This is a genomic window from Sphingomonas sp. P3_C5 (assembly GCF_056402635.1).
The window spans coordinates 94,905-111,940 of sequence record NZ_JBFUHA010000010.1; the positions used below are offsets into that span (position 1 = coordinate 94,905).

21 protein-coding genes are annotated in these 17,036 nt (G+C 64.6%); 12 read left to right on the forward strand and 9 right to left on the reverse strand.

Translation table 11 applies throughout. The features are described 5' to 3' along the window. Window positions 1-150 precede the first annotated feature (150 nt). Both AC1DVS_RS21665 and AC1DVS_RS21670 read left to right on the forward strand, forming a co-directional pair. Window positions 151-1,122, forward strand: a complete 972-nt coding sequence (locus tag AC1DVS_RS21665; RefSeq protein ID WP_478026281.1) for an SPFH domain-containing protein — start codon at window positions 151-153, stop codon at window positions 1,120-1,122. Continuing rightward, window positions 1,119-1,565, forward strand: a complete 447-nt coding sequence (locus AC1DVS_RS21670; RefSeq protein ID WP_478026283.1) for an NfeD family protein — start codon at window positions 1,119-1,121, stop codon at window positions 1,563-1,565. Before AC1DVS_RS21665 ends, AC1DVS_RS21670 begins: the two co-directional genes overlap by 4 nt. Window positions 1,566-1,587: 22 nt before the next feature. Here the strand turns inward: AC1DVS_RS21670 and AC1DVS_RS21675 are convergent, their stop codons facing one another. The 4 genes from AC1DVS_RS21675 to AC1DVS_RS21690 all read right to left on the reverse strand — a co-directional run bounded on the left by AC1DVS_RS21675 (window position 1,588) and on the right by AC1DVS_RS21690 (window position 4,794). Beyond that, a complete protein-coding gene (locus tag AC1DVS_RS21675; RefSeq protein ID WP_478026285.1) occupies window positions 1,588-2,232 on the reverse strand; it encodes a hypothetical protein in 645 nt (214 codons plus the stop codon). Between the two features lie 99 nt (window positions 2,233-2,331). Continuing rightward, window positions 2,332-2,652 (reverse strand): hypothetical protein, encoded by a 321-nt coding sequence (locus AC1DVS_RS21680; protein WP_478026286.1) that lies wholly within the window; start codon window positions 2,650-2,652, stop codon window positions 2,332-2,334. Between the two features lie 39 nt (window positions 2,653-2,691). Further along, window positions 2,692-3,144 (reverse strand): hypothetical protein, encoded by a 453-nt coding sequence (locus tag AC1DVS_RS21685; protein ID WP_478026288.1) that lies wholly within the window; start codon window positions 3,142-3,144, stop codon window positions 2,692-2,694. Window positions 3,145-3,186: 42 nt separating this feature from the next. Then, window positions 3,187-4,794 carry a phosphoenolpyruvate carboxykinase gene (locus tag AC1DVS_RS21690; RefSeq protein ID WP_478026290.1) on the reverse strand — a complete coding sequence of 536 codons (1,608 nt, stop codon included), beginning with the start codon at window positions 4,792-4,794 and terminating at the stop codon, window positions 3,187-3,189. A 207-nt stretch (window positions 4,795-5,001) separates the two neighbouring features. On the opposite strand from AC1DVS_RS21690, the gene AC1DVS_RS21695 reads away from it, so the two are divergent. From AC1DVS_RS21695 to AC1DVS_RS21730, 8 genes are all read left to right on the forward strand, one after another. Then, window positions 5,002-5,709 carry a response regulator transcription factor gene (locus AC1DVS_RS21695; RefSeq protein ID WP_478026292.1) on the forward strand — a complete coding sequence of 236 codons (708 nt, stop codon included), beginning with the start codon at window positions 5,002-5,004 and terminating at the stop codon, window positions 5,707-5,709. Then, window positions 5,678-7,246, forward strand: a complete 1,569-nt coding sequence (locus AC1DVS_RS21700) for a sensor histidine kinase (RefSeq protein WP_478026293.1) — start codon at window positions 5,678-5,680, stop codon at window positions 7,244-7,246. The genes AC1DVS_RS21695 and AC1DVS_RS21700 overlap by 32 nt, the downstream gene beginning before the upstream one ends. Next, on the forward strand, window positions 7,243-7,665 hold the full coding sequence (locus AC1DVS_RS21705) for an HPr kinase/phosphorylase (RefSeq protein WP_478026295.1): 423 nt from the start codon (window positions 7,243-7,245) through the stop codon (window positions 7,663-7,665). The genes AC1DVS_RS21700 and AC1DVS_RS21705 overlap by 4 nt, the downstream gene beginning before the upstream one ends. Continuing rightward, window positions 7,662-8,618 (forward strand): RNase adapter RapZ, encoded by a 957-nt coding sequence (rapZ, locus tag AC1DVS_RS21710; protein WP_478026297.1) that lies wholly within the window; start codon window positions 7,662-7,664, stop codon window positions 8,616-8,618. Before AC1DVS_RS21705 ends, rapZ begins: the two co-directional genes overlap by 4 nt. Further along, window positions 8,615-9,022 carry a PTS sugar transporter subunit IIA gene (locus tag AC1DVS_RS21715; protein WP_478026298.1) on the forward strand — a complete coding sequence of 136 codons (408 nt, stop codon included), beginning with the start codon at window positions 8,615-8,617 and terminating at the stop codon, window positions 9,020-9,022. The genes rapZ and AC1DVS_RS21715 overlap by 4 nt, the downstream gene beginning before the upstream one ends. Further along, entirely contained in the window at window positions 9,022-9,294 is a 273-nt protein-coding gene (locus tag AC1DVS_RS21720; RefSeq protein WP_478026300.1) for an HPr family phosphocarrier protein, read from the forward strand. The genes AC1DVS_RS21715 and AC1DVS_RS21720 overlap by 1 nt, the downstream gene beginning before the upstream one ends. A gap of 135 nt (window positions 9,295-9,429) precedes the next feature. Further along, window positions 9,430-10,236 carry a TrmH family RNA methyltransferase gene (locus tag AC1DVS_RS21725; protein WP_478026302.1) on the forward strand — a complete coding sequence of 269 codons (807 nt, stop codon included), beginning with the start codon at window positions 9,430-9,432 and terminating at the stop codon, window positions 10,234-10,236. A gap of 60 nt (window positions 10,237-10,296) precedes the next feature. Next, entirely contained in the window at window positions 10,297-11,013 is a 717-nt protein-coding gene (locus tag AC1DVS_RS21730) for an META domain-containing protein (RefSeq protein ID WP_478026303.1), read from the forward strand. 3 nt (window positions 11,014-11,016) lie between these two features. Here AC1DVS_RS21730 and AC1DVS_RS21735 read toward each other — a convergent pair whose 3' ends face one another. The 5 genes from AC1DVS_RS21735 to recR form a co-directional block, all read right to left on the reverse strand. After that, window positions 11,017-11,691, reverse strand: coding sequence for a ferritin-like domain-containing protein (locus AC1DVS_RS21735; RefSeq protein WP_478026305.1), 675 nt, complete (start codon window positions 11,689-11,691; stop codon window positions 11,017-11,019). A gap of 124 nt (window positions 11,692-11,815) precedes the next feature. After that, window positions 11,816-12,514, reverse strand: coding sequence for a tetratricopeptide repeat protein (locus AC1DVS_RS21740; RefSeq protein WP_478026306.1), 699 nt, complete (start codon window positions 12,512-12,514; stop codon window positions 11,816-11,818). Window positions 12,515-12,545: 31 nt separating this feature from the next. Beyond that, complete coding sequence (locus AC1DVS_RS21745) at window positions 12,546-13,940, reverse strand: DNA recombination protein RmuC (RefSeq protein ID WP_478026307.1); 1,395 nt, start codon at window positions 13,938-13,940, stop codon at window positions 12,546-12,548. Window positions 13,941-14,116: 176 nt separating this feature from the next. Then, window positions 14,117-14,647 (reverse strand): peptide deformylase, encoded by a 531-nt coding sequence (def, locus tag AC1DVS_RS21750; protein WP_478026309.1) that lies wholly within the window; start codon window positions 14,645-14,647, stop codon window positions 14,117-14,119. A gap of 56 nt (window positions 14,648-14,703) precedes the next feature. Beyond that, window positions 14,704-15,300: a recombination mediator RecR gene (recR, locus tag AC1DVS_RS21755; RefSeq protein ID WP_478026310.1), complete on the reverse strand. Its 597-nt coding sequence runs from the start codon at window positions 15,298-15,300 to the stop codon at window positions 14,704-14,706. A gap of 53 nt (window positions 15,301-15,353) precedes the next feature. Between recR and fmt the strand changes: the two genes are divergently transcribed. Both fmt and truA read left to right on the forward strand, forming a co-directional pair. Continuing rightward, a complete protein-coding gene (gene fmt, locus AC1DVS_RS21760) occupies window positions 15,354-16,268 on the forward strand; it encodes a methionyl-tRNA formyltransferase (RefSeq protein WP_478026312.1) in 915 nt (304 codons plus the stop codon). Further along, window positions 16,265-17,005: a tRNA pseudouridine(38-40) synthase TruA gene (truA, locus tag AC1DVS_RS21765; RefSeq protein ID WP_478026313.1), complete on the forward strand. Its 741-nt coding sequence runs from the start codon at window positions 16,265-16,267 to the stop codon at window positions 17,003-17,005. Before fmt ends, truA begins: the two co-directional genes overlap by 4 nt. Window positions 17,006-17,036: the final 31 nt, after the last annotated feature.

Below are 17,036 nucleotides of genomic sequence, written 5' to 3' on the forward strand. Positions count from 1 at the left end.
TGCAGTGCCGCGGCATTTTCGTCAATCAGCACGCGGTGGCGCGGCGCCGCTCTATTCGTGTCGCATTTCGCTATAACGCCCCCGCCAATCTGCTATTCTGCGCGCATTGCCGTGGTTCACGCGGCATCGATAATCGGGGGGATTTCGCCCATGACGCTCACCATCTCCGGCCTCGTGCTGCTTGCCGTGATCTTCTATTTCATGACGAGCATAAAGGTGGTCCGCCAGGGCTATCACTACACGATCGAGCATTTCGGGCGGTTCACCACCGTCGCCAGGCCAGGGCTCAATTTCTACCCGGCATTCTTCTACCGCGTCGGCCGGCGGGTGAACATGATGGAGCAGGTGCTCGACATACCGGGCCAGGAGATCATCACCAAGGACAATGCGATGGTCGCGGTCGACGGCGTGGTGTTCTTCCAGGTGCTCGATGCCGCCAAGGCTGCCTATGAGGTGAGCGACCTTTATCTTGCGATCATGCAGCTCTCGACCACCAATCTGCGCACGGTGATGGGATCGATGGACCTCGACGAGACCTTGTCGAAGCGCGACGAGATCAACACGCGGCTGCTCCACGTCGTCGATCAGGCGACCGAAGCCTGGGGCGTGAAGATCACCCGTGTCGAGCTGAAGGACATCCGGCCGCCCGCCGACATCGTCAATGCGATGACCCGGCAGATGAAGGCCGAGCGCGAGAAGCGCGCGACGATCCTCGAATCCGAGGCGGCGCGGCAGAATGAGATCAACCGCGCCGAGGGCCTGAAACAGGCGCAGATCCTGGAGGCGGAGGGCCGCAAGGAAGCTGCCTTCCGCGACGCCGAAGCGCGCGAACGCTCGGCCCAGGCTGAAGCGACCGCGACCAAGATGGTGTCCGACGCGATCGAGGGCGGCAGCACCCAGGCGATCAACTATTTCATCGCGCAGAAATACGTTGAGGCGGTCGGCAAGTTCGCGACCTCGCCCAATGCCAAGACGATCCTGTTCCCGGTCGAGGCGACTCAGCTGATCGGTACGCTTGGCGGGATCGGCGAGCTGGCGCGCGATGCGCTGCGCGAGCGGCCCGCCCCGCCGCCGGCGCGCCCGCAGAAACCGCGCGGCCCGTTTGAAGGAGGTCCGGCATGACTGTGTTCGGGCTGGAATGGAGCCTCGGCGCGCTCTGGCTCGCGGGTGCGCTGCTGCTCGCCATTGCCGAGCTGATTGCGCCCGGGTTCTTCATGATCTTCCTCGCGGCGGGCGCAGTGCTGACGGGCGTGGCCGTGCTCGTCGTGCCGGGCACACCGCTCCTTCTCCAGATGCTGTTGTTCGCGCTGTTCACCGCTGGCGCGGTCGGGCTCGGACGGCACTGGTACAAGCAGGGTCCCGCCACCGCCGATCCCCTGCTCAATGATCGCGCGGCGCGGCTGATCGGGACGACCGCCGAGGTTTGCGAGCCGATCGTCGCGGGTAAAGGCCGGGTGCGCGTGGGTGACGGCGCGTGGATCGCTCAAGGAGCCGATGCCGCGGCCGGCGCGACTGTGCGGATCACCGGCGCGGCGGGGAGTGTTCTGCTGGTCGAGCCCGCCTGAGCCCGCCAGCAGGCAGTGCCGATCAGATTCGGCCGCGCGTACGCTCTATGGTCGGGCGATCGAACGCCTGATCGCGATAGCGGCCATTGGCGTCGATCCAGTGCAGGAAAAGATGCGCCGACCACGGGTTCGGATTGGGATCGATCCGTCCGTGGCGGTGATGGACCCCCTGATACAGGACGCCGTCGCCCGGCTGCATCGCAACCGAGCCATAGGGGCTGCCCCCGAAGTCTTCGTGAGCGACCGGCTTTGGTTCGGGATCGGGGTCTGTGGCGACCGAGAGGGGCCAGGTCTCATCGCCGCCATAGGCGATGGTGAGCGAGAGGCTATGCTCGCATGCCGGCCGATCCGTGTGGACGCGGCAGATATCGCCTTTCTGGTAGAGCCGGAAATACGCGTAGGTCGGCAACAGCTCGCACCCGGTCGCCAGCGCGATGCGCGGGGTCAGTCCCCAGAGGAAGGTCAGCATCGGCGGATATTGCAGCGCATAGACTTCTATGGCGTCCTTGGTCAGCAAGGGCCCACGCGCAATGAATTTCCGGGCGCCCGCCTCGCTAAGGCCGAGATCCGCGCGCATGACCTCATAGAATCCGCCCAGGATCTGCGGAGAGAAAAGCCGGGGCAGCGCGACATAGCCCTGCGCGCGATAATGTTCGGTCTCGGTCATCAGCACGATCTATCCCATCGCCCTGTGCCTCGCCAGCGCGGCTCGCCAGCGCGGCTCGCGGCGAGTGATGGGAGTGCGTCGGTGGCTCGTGCCTGGCCCTCAGTGCTTGCCGAACAGCCCCGATGCGATATCGCCCAGTTGGCCCAGGACGCCCTCGCCGCCTTGGGCGGTGAGCAGGCCGGCGAATTTGCCGAGCGCGCCCTCGCCGCCGATATGGCCGACGATCTGTTGGAGGATATCCGCCGGCAGGCCGGTCGATGCAGCGGCGGTATCGACTGTGTCTCCCGGTGCGGCATGGGCATGGCCGAGCGCGGTCACAGCCGATTCGATCTGTTCGGGCGTCAGCCCCACTTTGGCCGCGAGGTTCTTCACATCGACATTTTCAGTGACCTGGCTGAGCAGTCCGTCGAGCATTCCCATGGCTGATCCTTCGCGGCTGGGGGATAAGGCGCTGCCCTATCACGCCTCTGGCAAAGGTGCGAGGTCGGGGGCCGCGAATTTGCGTCGCGCGGACACGGAAAAGAGCAGATCACGACTGTAGAAGCGGAGCGGCCAGTCGCGCTTCCCCATTGGGCTCGCGAGAAGGCTGTTGACGGCGTCCGCGACCGGTTCGCCGCCTGGGCGCCCGGCCAGATGCAGCCGAATCCCCGCGACGAAAACATGAGTAATGGTGTCGTGATAGCCCTGGTGGTCGTCGTTCACCCCGCCCACGCTCTCATTGTAGCGGGAGATGATGGTCGCGATCCTGGTGTCGACGTCGACATCAGGCCGGTCGCGGATCAGCCATAGCGTTGCCGCGAGGTGTGCCTCGTGGGTCCAGTCGTCGCGTGGGAGCGTGCGCGCCAGCAAGCCTTCGCCGATCCGGTGGATCGCGGCGTCATCTGCGAAGGGGCGGTAAGGAAGGTCGGTCATCGATCGGGCTTTCTCGTCGGGCCCGATCGATGACCGGGCGTTTCAGGCTGCTTCGGCGGTCCTGGGAGCGGCTTGGAGCACCCCCTCGTCCACATCGTCAGCGAATTGGGCGAAGTTATCGACGAACAGATCGACCAGCCTGGCCGCTGTCGCGTCATATTCGGCCTTGTTGGCCCAGGTTTCGCGCGGATCGAGGATTGAGGAATCCACGCCCGGCACGCTCACCGGAACCTTGAAGCCGAAATTCGGATCGGTGCGGAACTCGGCATTGTTCAGGCTGCCGTCGAGCGCTGCGTTGAGCAGCGCGCGGGTCGCCTTGATCGGCATGCGGCGGCCGACACCATATTTGCCGCCGGTCCAGCCGGTGTTGACCAGCCAGCAATCCACCCCGCCCTTGGCGATACGGCTCTTGAGCAGGTTGCCATAGACCGACGGGTGACGCGCCATGAAGGGGGCGCCGAAGCAGGTCGAGAAGGTCGCATCGGGCTCGGTCACGCCGATCTCGGTACCGGCGACGCGCGCGGTATAGCCCGAGAGGAAGTGGTACATGGCCTGATCCGGCGTGAGCTTCGAGATCGGCGGGAGGATGCCATAAGCGTCCGCCGTGAGCATCACGATGTTGCGCGGCACCGGCCCCATATTCTCTGCCGAGGCATTCGGGATGAAGTCGATCGGATAGGCGCCGCGGCTGTTCTCGGCGAGGCTGGCATCGTCGAGATCGAGCTGGCGCGTGACATTGTCCATCACGACATTCTCGAGCACGGTGCCGAAACGCTTGGTCACCGCGAAGATCTCCGGCTCGGCATCGGCCGAAAGACGGATCATCTTGGCGTAGCAGCCGCCCTCGAAGTTGAAGACGGCGGTATCGGACCAGCCATGCTCGTCATCGCCGATCAGCGTGCGGCTTGCATCGGCCGAGAGCGTCGTCTTGCCGGTGCCCGACAGGCCGAAGAACACGGCGGTGTCGCCTTTGGGGCCGATATTGGCCGAGCAGTGCATCGGCATCACGCCAGTCGGCGGCAGCAGATAATTGAGCAGGCTGAACACTGACTTCTTCATCTCGCCCGCATAGCGCGTGCCTCCGATGAGGATCAGCTTGTCGGTGAAGTTGACGGCTATCACCGTCTCCGACCGGCAGCCATGGCGCCCCGGGTCAGCGCGGAAGCTGGGCAGGTCGATGATCGTATATTCGGCCTCGAAGCCACGAAGCTGGCTCTCTTCGGGGCGGACCAGCATCGTGCGGATGAAGCTGTTGTGCCAGGCGAGCTCGGTCACGATGCGGACGCGAACGCGGTGTTCCGGCTGCGAACCGCCGAACAGATCCTGGATGAAAAGGTGCTCTTTGTCCTTAAGGGCAGCGAGGAAGTCGGCCTTGAGCGCGGCGAAATGCTCCGGTGTCATTGCCTTGTTGCTCTTGCCCCACCAGACCGTTTTTTCGGTCTCGGCATCACGGACGATGAACTTGTCCTGCGCGGAGCGACCGGTGTGCGGGCCGGTTTCGACCACCAGCGGGCCATCGGCGGAAAGCTTGCCCTCACCTCGTGCAACCGCGGCTTCGATCAGCCGCGCGGTGACGAGATTCCAGTGCAAGGTTGCCCGGGTTTCAATTCCCTGGGCCTCGAGGCCGGCGTCCGGAATGCGATCGCTCACGGGCTTCTTTCTCCTGAAATATGGCAGTGTGGTTGATGCCGAACACGAATGTTTGGATACGAGTCGCGCATATGTCTGAAATCGAGCAAATGTCCAGTCGAGACAATTTGTCATATCACGTAACAAGGTGGTGCGAGCAGGGAGCGAGTTGAGCGGGCGCCCGCTTTGGACTAACCCGGATGTCTACAACACAAGGGTTGCACGCCGATGACGGCTTCGATCGCGCTCGTCGATGACGACCGCAACATCCTGACTTCAGTCTCGATCGCCCTCCAGGCGGAGGGATTCCTCACCCGCGTCTATTCGGACGGCGAGACGGCGCTGAAGGCGCTGATCGAGAATCCGCCAGACCTCGCGATCTTCGACATCAAGATGCCGCGCATGGACGGACTCGAGCTGCTCCGCCGGCTGCGCGAGAAGAGCACGACACCGGTCATTTTCCTGACCTCGAAGGACGATGAGCTCGACGAAGCGCTCGGGCTGGCGATGGGCGCGGACGATTATATCTCCAAGCCCTTCTCGCAGCGGCTGCTGATCGCGCGCATCCGAGCCATCCTCCGCCGCGCCGAGCTGGCCCAGGCAGGCGCAGGCGGAGAAGAAGAGAGTGCCGGCGTCGCCCTGGAGCGTGGCAGGCTGGCGATGGACACCGCGCGGCACCGCGTCACGTGGAACGGCGAGAATGTGACGCTGACGGTCACTGAGTTTCTGATCCTCGAGACGCTCGCCCAGCGCCCGGGGATCGTGAAGACGCGCAACCAGCTGATGGATGCCGCCTATCATGACGATATCTATGTCGATGACCGCACCATCGACAGCCATATCAAGCGCGTGCGCCGCAAGTTCAGGCAGATCGATCCCGAATTCGATGCCATAGAGACCTTATATGGCGCGGGTTATCGATTCTCCGAGGAGTGACGACCGCGAGCTGACGCTCCGCTGGTCCGGGCAGGTCTCGCTCACGCCGCGCATCCTTGCGGTCAACATCTTCGCGCTTGCGCTGCTCGCGGGCGGCTTCTTCTATCTCGACAGCTATCGCAGCCGGATCGTCGATTTCCGGGTCGCACAGGCAAGCCGCGAGGTGCGACTAATCGCTGAGGCGATCGGCGCTGTGCCGCCCGAGCGGCGCGATGTGCTCACCCTGCGGCTGGCGCGGGACAGCGGCGCGCGGATTCGGTTGTACGACGGCCAGGGCAAGCAGATCGGCGACACCAGAGCGCTGGGGCTACGCAACTTCGTGCTCCAGGATCCGGACAAGGAGGACTGGCAACAAAACGCCGCGAGACTGCTCGACGCGATGATCGATACCGTCGTCCGAGCGCCGCGCGCGCCGCTTTACCGCGAGCAGGTCAATGGCAATGAATGGCCTGACGTCCACACCGCGCGCACGACTGAAAGCGCGCCGGCGACTGTGTGGCGCGCGCCGGACCGGACGCCGGTGATCACCGCAGCCGCCGCCCTGCCCACCGGCGGGGTGGTGATGACGACGCTCAATGCCCGCGACATCACCCAGATCGTCCGGATCGAGCGCTTCCGCCTGAGCGTGGTGCTGGCGATCGTTTCGATCGTTTCGGTGCTGCTGTCGTTGTTCCTGGCGCGGACGATCGTCCGTCCGCTGCGCCGACTCGCCCGTGCAGCCGTACGCGTTCGGCTTGGCCGCGCGCGCGAAGTGGTGGTGCCCCGCCTGCCCTCACGGCGCGACGAAGTCGGCATGCTCGCCCGCGCTTTGTCCGACATGAGCCTCGCGCTCCGTGCCCGGATCGACGCGACTGAAGCGTTCGCAGCCGAGGTGGCACATGAAATGAAGAACCCCCTCGCCTCGCTCCGTTCAGCGGTCGACGGACTGAACTCGGTGCGTGACCCAGAATTGCAGGAGCGACTGCTCGCGATCGTCCGCGACGATGTCCACCGCATGGACCGGCTGATCACCGACATCTCCGAGGCCTCGCGACTCGATGCTCAGTTGAGCCGCGCCAAGTTCGAGTCGGTCGATGTCGGGGCGATGATTGCCGCGCTGCTCGACAGCCGCATCGCCAGAGGCATCGAGCGCGGTATCCAGATAAGATTCGATCACAAGATCGGCGAGCAACTCGTTGTGATGGGCGAAGGCGCGCGGCTTGAACGCGTCTTCGAGAACCTGATCGAGAATGCGATCTCCTTCTCGCCCGACAACGGCCTGATCGTGATTGCCGCCGTGCTGGACGATGACGATCTCGTCGTCCGGGTCGAGGATGAGGGGCCGGGCGTGCCGGAAGAGGCGCGCGAGCAGATTTTCAGGCGCTTCGAGTCGCTCCGCCCCGAGAGCGAGGAGTTCGGCAAGCATTCAGGCCTCGGCCTCGCGATCGCCCGGACGATCGTCGAGGGTCATCAGGGCTATATCGTGGTAGAATCGCGCGAGGACAGGCTCTGCGGCGCGCGCTTCGTCGTCCGGCTGCCGCTGGCTGACCAGAGATGAGTGAGACGCTCCACGCCTCGACAGTGGCGATCGATGGTCGCGGGGTGATGCTCGAAGGGCCTTCGGGTGCGGGGAAATCCGACCTCGCGCTCAGGCTGATCGATCGCGGTGCGGTGCTGGTCAGCGACGATTATACGGTACTGGCAAGGTCCGGCGACACACTGATCGCGAGCGCGCCACCGACGATTGCGGGGCGGATTGAGGTGCGCGGCGTGGGCATTCTCCCCATCGCCAATGTCGCGCAGATTCCCATCTCGCTGCTGGTGCGACTGACCACCGAGGTTGAGCGCCTGCCCGAACCGGCCGTGCGATCGATCGTGGGTGTCCCGATTCCGGAGATCGCGATTGATCCCCATCAACATTCCGCACCGATCAAGGTGGAACTCGCCCTGCGCCACCTGCTAGACGTGACGTCATGAAACGCGATCCGAAGGACATATTGCTCGTCACGGGCATGTCGGGTGCCGGCAAGTCGACTGTGCTGAGGACGCTCGAGGACCTTGGCTGGGAGGTCGTCGACAATCTTCCTCTGCTGCTGCTCGATCGCCTGCTCGACGCACCACTGGCAGAGGGCGCCGAGCGCGTGTCGCAGCCGCTCGCGCTTGGCATCGGCGCCCGCACCCGCGATTTCGATCCCCAGAGGATCCTCAAGCGAATCAGGAAGCTCCGAGGGGATCATGGCCATGACATCGGCATGCTGTTCCTCGATTGCGCAGGCGGCGAACTCGAGCGGCGCTATTCGGAGACGCGGCGCCGCCATCCGCTCGCGCTCGACCGGCCCGCGAGTGACGGCATCGCCCGCGAACGCGAGCTCCTCGCCCCCCTTCGCGACCGGGCGAACCGGCTGATCGATACGACCAACTTGACGGCGAACGAACTGGCGCAGCAAATCCGCTCCACTTTCTCAGGCGAGGGGCTGGGCGAGCCGACCATATCCGTCACTTCGTTCGGATTCGCGCGGGGCGTGCCGCGCAATGCCGATCTCGTTTTCGACATGCGCTTCCTGCGCAACCCGCATTGGGTGGAGAAATTGCGACCCGGGACCGGGCTCGACGCCGATGTCAGCGCCTATATCGCCGATGATACGGCCTATGAGGCGGCGCTGGCGCAGATCGAATCGCTGCTGCTGCTGTTGCTCCCGCGCTACAGGGCGGAGGGCAAATCCTATGTGACGATCGCTTTTGGCTGTACCGGGGGGAGACATCGCTCAGTCCATGTCGCCGAACGCGTCGCGGCACGGTTGCGCGCCGAAGGATTTTCGCCCACGGTCGCGCACCGCGATCTTGCTGCGGCACCCCAGGACTCGCTGGAAGGTGCGGCCGGTGTCGCTCATGACCAGATTAGTCTGGGGGATGGGATTCAGTTGGAATGATCGGCCTCGTTTTGGTGACGCACGGACGCCTCGCCGAGGAGTTTGTGACCGCGATGGAACATGTCGTGGGAAAGCAGGAGCGAATCGCGACGATCGCGATTGGGCCCGAGGACGACATGGAAGCGCGCCGCGCCGACATTGCCACTGCGATCGGCGAGGTCGATTCGGGGCGCGGCGTGATCGTCCTGACGGATCTTTTTGGCGGCACGCCGTCAAATCTCGCCATCTCGCTGATGGAGCGCGGGCGGATCGAGGTGATCGCCGGCATCAACCTGCCGATGCTGATCCGGCTCGAATCGGCGCGCAAGACGATGAAAGTGGTCGACGCGGTCGCCGCCGCGCGCGAGGCGGGGCGGAAATATATCTCGGTCGCCTCCGAGGTTCTCGGCGAGGCTGCTGCCTGATGTCGGTCAGCCGTACCGTGCTCATCACCAACAAGCGTGGCCTGCATGCGCGGGCAAGTGCCAAGTTCGTGACGCTCGCCTCGACCCAGCCGGTCGAGGTCGCTGTGGAGAAGGACGGCGCGGGTTCAGTGACGGGCACTTCGATCATGGGCCTGATGATGCTTGGCGCCGCGATGGGCGATTCGATCGTGATCAGCGCCGAGGGTGACGGGGCTGAACAGGCGGTCGGGGCGCTGTGCGAGCTGGTCGAGGCTAAGTTCGGGGAGGATTGATTCCTTCTTACTCCCCTCCCCGCCTGCGGGAGGGGTTGGGGGTGGGCTCCCGGCCCCCACAAGTGGAACATTCGAGGATAGCGGGAGCCCACCCCCGGCCCCTCCCGCAAGCGGGAGGGGGGAAGAAAGAAGTAGATGCCCCGCGAGATTACCGCTTACTCCAACCCGCTCATCAAGCGTGTCCGCCAGCTTCGTGAGAAGCGGCATCGGCGTGAGGAAGGGCTGTTTCTCGCCGAGGGCCTGCGCATTCTGACCGAGGCGCGGGAAAGCGGGCGGATTCCGGAATATCTCTTCTTCGCCCGCGACAGCGCCGGCCACCCACTCGTCCGTGCCCTTATCGCAGATGTCGAGGCAGCTGGCGGCGAGGCGATCGAGACGGTTCCCGACATCCTTTCGAAGCTCTCGGGCAAGGACAACCCCCAGGCCGTGGTCGGGGTCTTCCCGGAGTTCGCCACCTCGCTCGAGTCGCTCGACCGTAGCAGCGCCGATATCTGGCTGGTCGCCGAACGGCTGCGCGATCCCGGCAATCTCGGCACGATCCTGCGCACCGGCGATGCTGTCGGCGCCGGCGGGCTGATCCTGATCGGCGAATGCGTCGATCCCTTCTCGGTAGAGGCAGTGCGCGCTAGCATGGGCGCGCTGTTCACCGTGCCGATCGTCCAGGCCGATTGGACTGACTTCCTCGCCTGGCTCCGCGCCGGGCCGGGGCAACTGGTCGGGCTCAGCCTCGATACCGAGACAAATTATCGCGCCGCGACCTATCAGGCGCCGGCCTTCCTGCTGACCGGCAACGAAGCGCAGGGCATGCCCGCCGACTACGCCGCCGCCTGCGACCTGCTGGTCAAGATCCCCATGCTGGGCAAGGCCGACAGCCTCAATGCAGCGGTCGCGACTGCGGTGATGGCTTATGAAGTGCTGGCGCAAAATCCTTCCCGCCGCTGAACCGCTGCGTAACGAGCGGTTCAGGCGCGCTCTCCTATCCGACCAGGCAAGGAGACGAAGATGAAGATCGCGCTTGCCCTTGTTGCCCCTGCCCTGTTTCTCGCCGGTTCAGCGATCGCCGCACCACCCGAGGCGCCATATCGTGCGTTGGGCACTGAGCCGGGCTGGACGCTGACGATCCACCATGGCCTGATCCGCTATGTCGGCGATTACGGCCGGACCCGTGTGACGACCACGGCGCCAGAGCCACGGCCGAGCTTCAACGGGCGCCGCTACGTCACACCCCGCATCACCATCGATATCACCCGCGCGCCCTGCAATGACGGCATGAGCGACCGCGAGTTCCCCGAGCGGGTGATGGTGACGGTTGGTCGCCGGACCGTGCGCGGCTGCGGCGGCGACCCGATCTTGGCGCAGGCGCGCGCGCCGGTGATCGACGGGAAATGGCTGATCGAGACAGTGGACGGCCATGCGATCCGCAGCGGACGCCAACCGGCGATCAGCTTTACCGATGGCCGGATCAGCGGGAACGGCGGCTGCAATAGCTTTGGCGGTTCATACCGCTTCGCACGCGGCACGCTGACGGCAGGCCCACTGATCTCGACCAAGATGGCATGCCTTGGGCCGATCATGCTCGAGGAACAGGCGATCTTTCAATTGCTCGGTCGGCCTCTCAGCGTGAGTTCCAATCGCAACGACAAGCTCGTGCTGAGCGCGGGGGGCGCCCGGACGATGGTGCTGGTGCGGGCGGGCCGTGGCTTCCCCGAGCGGGACTAAGCTTCAGGCAGCCAGCAACTGCTCGACCGGCTCGGTGTCGTGGCTGTCCTGCCAGTCAGTTCGGCGCCTCAGCCAGGGATTGAGGTACAACAAGGGCAGCTTGACGAAGATCAGGCTGCGATGGACCCAGGCGTCGGCGATCCGCTCCGAAAGCCTGGGCATGCCGCCATCATGCGCCTTGAGCCAGGCCTTGTAGGGCATCCAGTGTGACGGCTCGTCGCGCTCGACCACCTTGAATATCTTGATCAGCGCATGATCAGATTTGACGATGAAGGACTGGAGCAGGTCATCGACCTGGTTCATGCCTCTGATCTCGGTGATCATCACGATCCGGCACAGGCGATTGAACAGGGTGTCGCTAGCGACCACGGCAGCCGTATCCAGATCGTCGATATGGCAGCCGAAGGTGAGCTTGATCAGCCGGTCGATATGGCCGCAGGTGCGATCGACGAAGAAGGGCTTCATGCCGAGATGCTCGAAATAGCGCCTGAACATCAGATAATGTTTGCGCTCGTCGGCCCGGTGTTTCTCGACCTGGGCAATGAAATCGCCGTCGTCCGGATATTTCGCGCGGACCGCCTCGAGCACCCGGTCGAGGCTCTGATATCCACGATGCTCGTTGTAGATATACACCGAGGCAAGGATATCGAGATAGCGGCGGCGGGCTCTGGCAAACATCGTCTGGTCCTGCAGGCATTCGATGACCCCCGGAACATACAGCATATTCGGGCATGACGCCATTTCGTCACCGGCTCGCCGTCCGCAAATGGAACGGATTCGGACCTGAATGGAATTGGTCGGATCAGGTCTTTGGCCGGCTGCGCGCGATATATTCCAGCTCGGTTTTCGCCTTTTCATAGCCGGGATCCAGCGCGAGGCACTTGTTCAGCAATTCGGTCGCGTCATCCCAGCGGCCAAGCTCGATCTGCGCATAGGCCATGCTGTGCCATGCCTTGCAGAGGAACGCCGTACGATCGGACCCATCGGCCTCTGCCGCCAGGGATGCGGCGTGGCGACCGGCATCGAGCATCTCGGGCCACGCCTTGATCGCCTGATAGGCAAAGGTCAGCTCCGCCCAATATTGGCGTTGAGCGGGCCGCATGGCGGCGGCGCGCACCAGATAGGGGATCGCAGCCGCGGGTTGGCCGCCATCGTCCAGCAGGTATCCCTTGGCCCAGAGCGCCACACACCACCCCTTCCCGATCACGACAGCGGGGCTTGCGGGTTTCTGGGCTCGGACTTCATCCATGTAGCGCCGCGATTCGGCCGCATCGGCCGCGCAATAGATGTGGCGCTTTTCGCCTGCATTGGCCTTTTCAAATTCTTCGAGCAGCGGATCGACGAGCGCTGTCGCATCCGCCACCTGCTTGGCTACGATCAAATCGGCGATGTGGTCGGCACGCCCGTCGAGCGTTTGCGCCGCAGCGCTCGTGGCTTCATGTTGAAGTGCAGGCATCGCCGGAGCGGCTGTCCCAAGCATCAGCGCAAACCAGAAAACCATCCTCGTTACTCCCCACCTAGCTGTCCTGCGTTTACTCCGCCGCTTCGCTCAGCCCCTCGATCAACGCCGGCGTATCGCCATAGCGCGCAAGCGCCTCGACTGGTGGCACATCCTCGATCTCTCGGGCGCCTGGCTCGATATTGAGGTCACGCAGCTTGCGCGCCGTCACCAGGGTGCGAGTTTCGAAGCTGCTGACGAACGCGTTGTAATTATTGACCGCCGACGTCAGTCCGCCGCCCACTTTGCGCAGATCGCCCGCCGCCTTGGCGAGGCGATCATAGAGCTCCTTGCCGAGCTCTCCGATTTGCCGCGCCTCTTTCGCGAGCCGCTCCTGCCGCCAGACCGCCGAGACGGTGCGCGCGATCGCGATCAGATTGGTCGGGGTGGCGAGCAGCACGCGCTTCTCGAAGGCGAAATCCCAGAGCGTCGGATCATGCTCGAGCGCAGCCGACAGGAAATGCTCGCCGGGCACGAACATGATGACATAATCGGGCGCGTCGGCGAACTGGCTCCAATAGGCCTTGTTGCCGAGACCGTTGACATGGGCGCGCATCGAGGCGGCGTGGGCGGCAAGGCCGATCAGCCGCTCAGCCTCATCGACCGCACCGAAGGCGTCCTGATAGGCATTGAGCGAGACCTTGGCGTCAATCACCAGCGCACGGCCGCCGGGGACCCGGATGATCGCGTCCGGGCGCAGCCGGCCGCCATCGTCGCTCACGACATTCACCTCAGTCTGAAAATCCGTATGTTCTGATAAGCCACAGGTTTCCAAGACATTCTTAAGCTGCTGCTCGCCCCAGCGCCCCCGGGACTTCGGCGCATTGCGGAGTGAGTTGACCAGCTTGGCCGCTTCGCTGCTGACCTTTTCCTGGCCGACGCGCAGCCCTTCGAGCTGGCCCTTGAGCTGATCGAACGCGCCCTGGCGCTCGCTTTCGACCTTGGTGACGGTCTCCTCATATTTCAGGAGCCGGTCGCTGACGGGCTGGAGCATCGATTTGAGGTTCTGGCCGGCCGTCTCCTCGGACTGTTTGAAGCGAGCTTCGGCGCGCTCGAGAAATGCTTTCTGGGCTTCGTTGAGCAGCTTGCTGGCGGTTTCGTTGAAATGGCCGGTCATCGCTTCGCGGCTGTTCCTGAACTCCTCGAGCCGTGCCTCAAAGGCCTCGGCATGGGCGCGCAGGCTCGCATTTTCCGTACGGAATCCATCACGTTCGTTGCGAATGACGTCAAGCTCGTCGCGCAGCTGCGTGGCGGCGCGCGCGCGTTCCTCGGCGCCGGCGAGATCAACGATGGCGCGTTTGAACTCCTCGGTCCTGGCATCGCGTTCCGCCAGCGCGGCGGCGGCACCACGGCCACCGAGGAACCACCCGATCACAAGCCCGACAAGCAGGACGGCGATCAGCGCCAGAGGGATCGTCAGGCCGGTCATGATATGCCTCGCTGGAACATTGGGTGAACCTTAGGCCTGCGAGGCGATAAGGTAAATGCTTGCGCGGCACAGGCCGACGCGTTGGGCGGCACGGTGGCTCTTGGCCTCAAAGGCGAGAGTGACGGCTTGCGGAGGGTAAAGAGAGTGCGTCACCCCAGCGCAGGCGAGGTGGCGGATCAGGCTGCCTTGCGGGCCTTGGCCAGCTTCTTGAGCACCATGTCGCGCTTGAGGCGCGAGATATGGTCGATGAACAGCACGCCGTTCAGATGGTCGATCTCGTGCTGGATGCAGGTTGAGAGCAGGCCGTCGAAATCGGCCTCATGCGCGGCACCCTCACCATCTAGCCATTTCACCCGGCAGCGCGCGGGGCGCTCGACCTCGGCATACTGATCGGGGATCGAGAGGCATCCCTCATTGTAGAGCGCCGTCTCCTCGCTGACCGACACCAGCTCGGGATTGACGAACACCAGAGGGGCGCGGATCGGCTTGGCGTCCTCAGCGTCGCTTTCGGGCTCCTGCAGATCGATAACGACGATGCGCTGCTCTATCCCGACCTGAGTCGCGGCGAGACCGATGCCCCGGGCGTCGTACATCGTGTCGAACATGTTGGAGATGATCGCGCGGACAGACTCGTCGATCTGGGCGACAGGCTTCGCCACGGCGCGCAGGCCGGGGTCGGGAACTTCGAGGATATTGAGGACGGACATGATCGCGAGCTAGGAAAGAGGAGGCCMGGCGTCAAGTTTCGGGTGATACACCCATATCAGGAAACCGGCCGGCGCGCCCTGAGCGCCTGAGCGAGCGTGCCCTCATCGAGATAGTCGAGCTCTCCGCCGACCGGCAGGCCGTGCGCGAGCTGGGTGACGCGGATCGGGAAGCGCTCGATCCGCTCGGCGATGTAGTGCGCAGTGGTCTGGCCTTCGAGCGTCGCATTCATCGCCAGCACGACCTCGTCGACACCGCCTGCTTCAATGCGCCGGACGAGCGAATCGATCGCGAGATCCTCGGGCCGCACGCCTTCGAGTGCCGAGAGCCGGCCACCCAGCACATGAAAGCGCCCTGGGAACAGCCGCGAGCGATCAAGCGCCCACAGATCGGCAACCTCCTCGACCACACACAAAGCGCGGGCATCGCGGCGCGGATCGGCGCAGACGCCGCATGGGTTAGTTGTATCGATATTGCCGCAGACAGAGCAGCTTGCCAGTCGTTCTTCCACAGCAGTGAGAGCTGACAGCAACGGCCCAAGCGCTGCCTCACGCTTCTTGAGCAGATGCAGCACCGCACGGCGTGCCGAACGGGGGCCCAGGCCGGGCAGCCGGGCCAGTGCCTGGGTGAGCGCTTCGATCTCGGGAGATGCCATGCAGAACAGATAGGGGGTTGCACTGCCCTCTGCCAAGCGGCCAGAGCAGATCCATGCGGATCGTCTTCATGGGAACCCCCGATTTCTCGGTGCCGGTGCTTCAGGCGCTGGTGGATTCAGGCCATGACGTCGTGGCGGCTTACAGCCAGCCGCCACGTCGCGCCGGGCGTGGCAAGGCGGTGACGCCCTCCCCTGTGCAGACGCGAGCCGAGGTGCTGGGGATCCCCGTCCGTACCCCGCTGACGTTGCGGGACGCCGAAGCGCAGGCCGAATTCGCCACTCTGGACGTGGATGTGGCGGTCGTCGCCGCCTATGGCCTTATCCTGCCCCGTGCGGTGCTGGACGCGCCGCGGCGCGGTTGCCTTAACGTCCATGCCTCGCTGCTACCGCGCTGGCGGGGTGCGGCCCCCATCCAACGCGCTATCCTGGCTGGCGATAGCGAAACCGGCGTTTGCATCATGCAGATGGAGGTGGGGCTGGATACCGGGCCGGTGCGGCTAGAGGGCCGAACGCCGATCGACGACAAGACCGCCGGCACACTGACCGACGAACTGAGTGCGATGGGTGCTAGGCTGATGGTCCAGGTGCTCGGCGATATCGAAGCTTATCCTCCAGTCGCGCAGCCCGAGGATGGCGTCACCTATGCGCCCAAGATCGACAAGGCAGAGGCGCGGATCGACTGGTCGCGAAGCGCGGTTGAGGTCGAGCGGCAGATCCGGGCATTCAATCCGGTGCCAGGCGCATTCTTTGAAGTCGCGGGCGAGCGGGTAAAAGTGCTCGCGGCAGAGATCGATCGTCATCCCGGCGGAGGCCGGGCCGATGGGGAGGTCCTCGACGACACCCTCACCATTGCCTGCGCCGAGGGGAGAATCCGTCCTCTCCTCCTCCAGCGCGCTGGGCGTGGCGTCATGACGTCAGCCGAATTACTGCGCGGTTTCCCCATCCCGCCGGGCACTCAGCTCGCGTGACCCGCTTCGCGCTCACCATCGAATATGACGGCCGCCCCTTCATGGGCTGGCAGCGCCAGGCCCATGGACCGAGCGTGCAGGAAGCGATCGAGGTGGCGGCGCGAAAGATTACCGGGGAGACGGTGGCCGTCCACGCCGCCGGGCGGACCGATGCCGGCGTCCACGCAACCGGCATGCGCGCCCATCTCGATATCGAGCGGCCGATCACGCCGTTCCGGCTGAAGGAGGCGCTCAACGCCGTAGTGCGGCCAGCACCGGTGGCGATCCTCGCTTGCGAGGTCGTGCCCGACGACTGGCATGCGCGCTTCTCCTGTACGGCGCGCCACTATGAATACCGTATCGTCACACGCCGCGCGCCGCTGACTTTCGAGAACGGGCTGGCGTGGCGATTACCCGGCAGGCTCGATGCCACAGCTATGGCCGAAGCCGCTGCGCGCCTCGTTGGACGTCACGACTTCACCACCTTCAGATCGGCGCACTGCCAGGCGGACAGCCCGCTCAGGACGCTCGATCGGCTCGATGTGGTGGAGACGGGCGAGCGGATCAGCGTCTTTGCCTCGGCACGGTCGTTCCTGCATCACCAGGTACGCTCGATGGTCGGCTGCCTGGCGCTGGTCGGGCAAGGGAAATGGTCTCCGGACGATGTACAGTCAGCGCTGGAAGCGTGCGACCGCGCGCAGCTTGGGCTGAACGCACCGTCGGATGGGCTGTATTTCCGCCAGGCGGATTATCCCTGAATGCCGCCCCTTCCTTTTCCTTTCCAACGGT

What these genes read in the sequence shown, in the direction of transcription:
- AC1DVS_RS21705 (WP_478026295.1), top strand. Translation starts at nt 7,243, where the DNA reads ATGAGTGAGACGCTCCACGCCTCGACAGTGGCGATCGATGGTCGCGGG.
- AC1DVS_RS21665 (WP_478026281.1), top strand. Translation starts at nt 151, where the DNA reads ATGACGCTCACCATCTCCGGCCTCGTGCTGCTTGCCGTGATCTTCTAT.
- fmt (WP_478026312.1), top strand. Translation starts at nt 15,354, where the DNA reads ATGCGGATCGTCTTCATGGGAACCCCCGATTTCTCGGTGCCGGTGCTT.
- AC1DVS_RS21725 (WP_478026302.1), top strand. Translation starts at nt 9,430, where the DNA reads ATGCCCCGCGAGATTACCGCTTACTCCAACCCGCTCATCAAGCGTGTC.
- AC1DVS_RS21745 (WP_478026307.1), bottom strand. Translation starts at nt 13,940, where the DNA reads ATGACCGGCCTGACGATCCCTCTGGCGCTGATCGCCGTCCTGCTTGTC.
- AC1DVS_RS21715 (WP_478026298.1), top strand. Translation starts at nt 8,615, where the DNA reads ATGATCGGCCTCGTTTTGGTGACGCACGGACGCCTCGCCGAGGAGTTT.
- AC1DVS_RS21680 (WP_478026286.1), bottom strand. Translation starts at nt 2,652, where the DNA reads ATGGGAATGCTCGACGGACTGCTCAGCCAGGTCACTGAAAATGTCGAT.
- AC1DVS_RS21700 (WP_478026293.1), top strand. Translation starts at nt 5,678, where the DNA reads ATGGCGCGGGTTATCGATTCTCCGAGGAGTGACGACCGCGAGCTGACG.
- rapZ (WP_478026297.1), top strand. Translation starts at nt 7,662, where the DNA reads ATGAAACGCGATCCGAAGGACATATTGCTCGTCACGGGCATGTCGGGT.
- AC1DVS_RS21740 (WP_478026306.1), bottom strand. Translation starts at nt 12,514, where the DNA reads ATGGTTTTCTGGTTTGCGCTGATGCTTGGGACAGCCGCTCCGGCGATG.
- AC1DVS_RS21735 (WP_478026305.1), bottom strand. Translation starts at nt 11,691, where the DNA reads ATGTTTGCCAGAGCCCGCCGCCGCTATCTCGATATCCTTGCCTCGGTG.
- def (WP_478026309.1), bottom strand. Translation starts at nt 14,647, where the DNA reads ATGTCCGTCCTCAATATCCTCGAAGTTCCCGACCCCGGCCTGCGCGCC.
- AC1DVS_RS21695 (WP_478026292.1), top strand. Translation starts at nt 5,002, where the DNA reads ATGACGGCTTCGATCGCGCTCGTCGATGACGACCGCAACATCCTGACT.
- AC1DVS_RS21670 (WP_478026283.1), top strand. Translation starts at nt 1,119, where the DNA reads ATGACTGTGTTCGGGCTGGAATGGAGCCTCGGCGCGCTCTGGCTCGCG.
- AC1DVS_RS21685 (WP_478026288.1), bottom strand. Translation starts at nt 3,144, where the DNA reads ATGACCGACCTTCCTTACCGCCCCTTCGCAGATGACGCCGCGATCCAC.
- AC1DVS_RS21720 (WP_478026300.1), top strand. Translation starts at nt 9,022, where the DNA reads ATGTCGGTCAGCCGTACCGTGCTCATCACCAACAAGCGTGGCCTGCAT.
- AC1DVS_RS21730 (WP_478026303.1), top strand. Translation starts at nt 10,297, where the DNA reads ATGAAGATCGCGCTTGCCCTTGTTGCCCCTGCCCTGTTTCTCGCCGGT.
- recR (WP_478026310.1), bottom strand. Translation starts at nt 15,300, where the DNA reads ATGGCATCTCCCGAGATCGAAGCGCTCACCCAGGCACTGGCCCGGCTG.
- AC1DVS_RS21675 (WP_478026285.1), bottom strand. Translation starts at nt 2,232, where the DNA reads ATGACCGAGACCGAACATTATCGCGCGCAGGGCTATGTCGCGCTGCCC.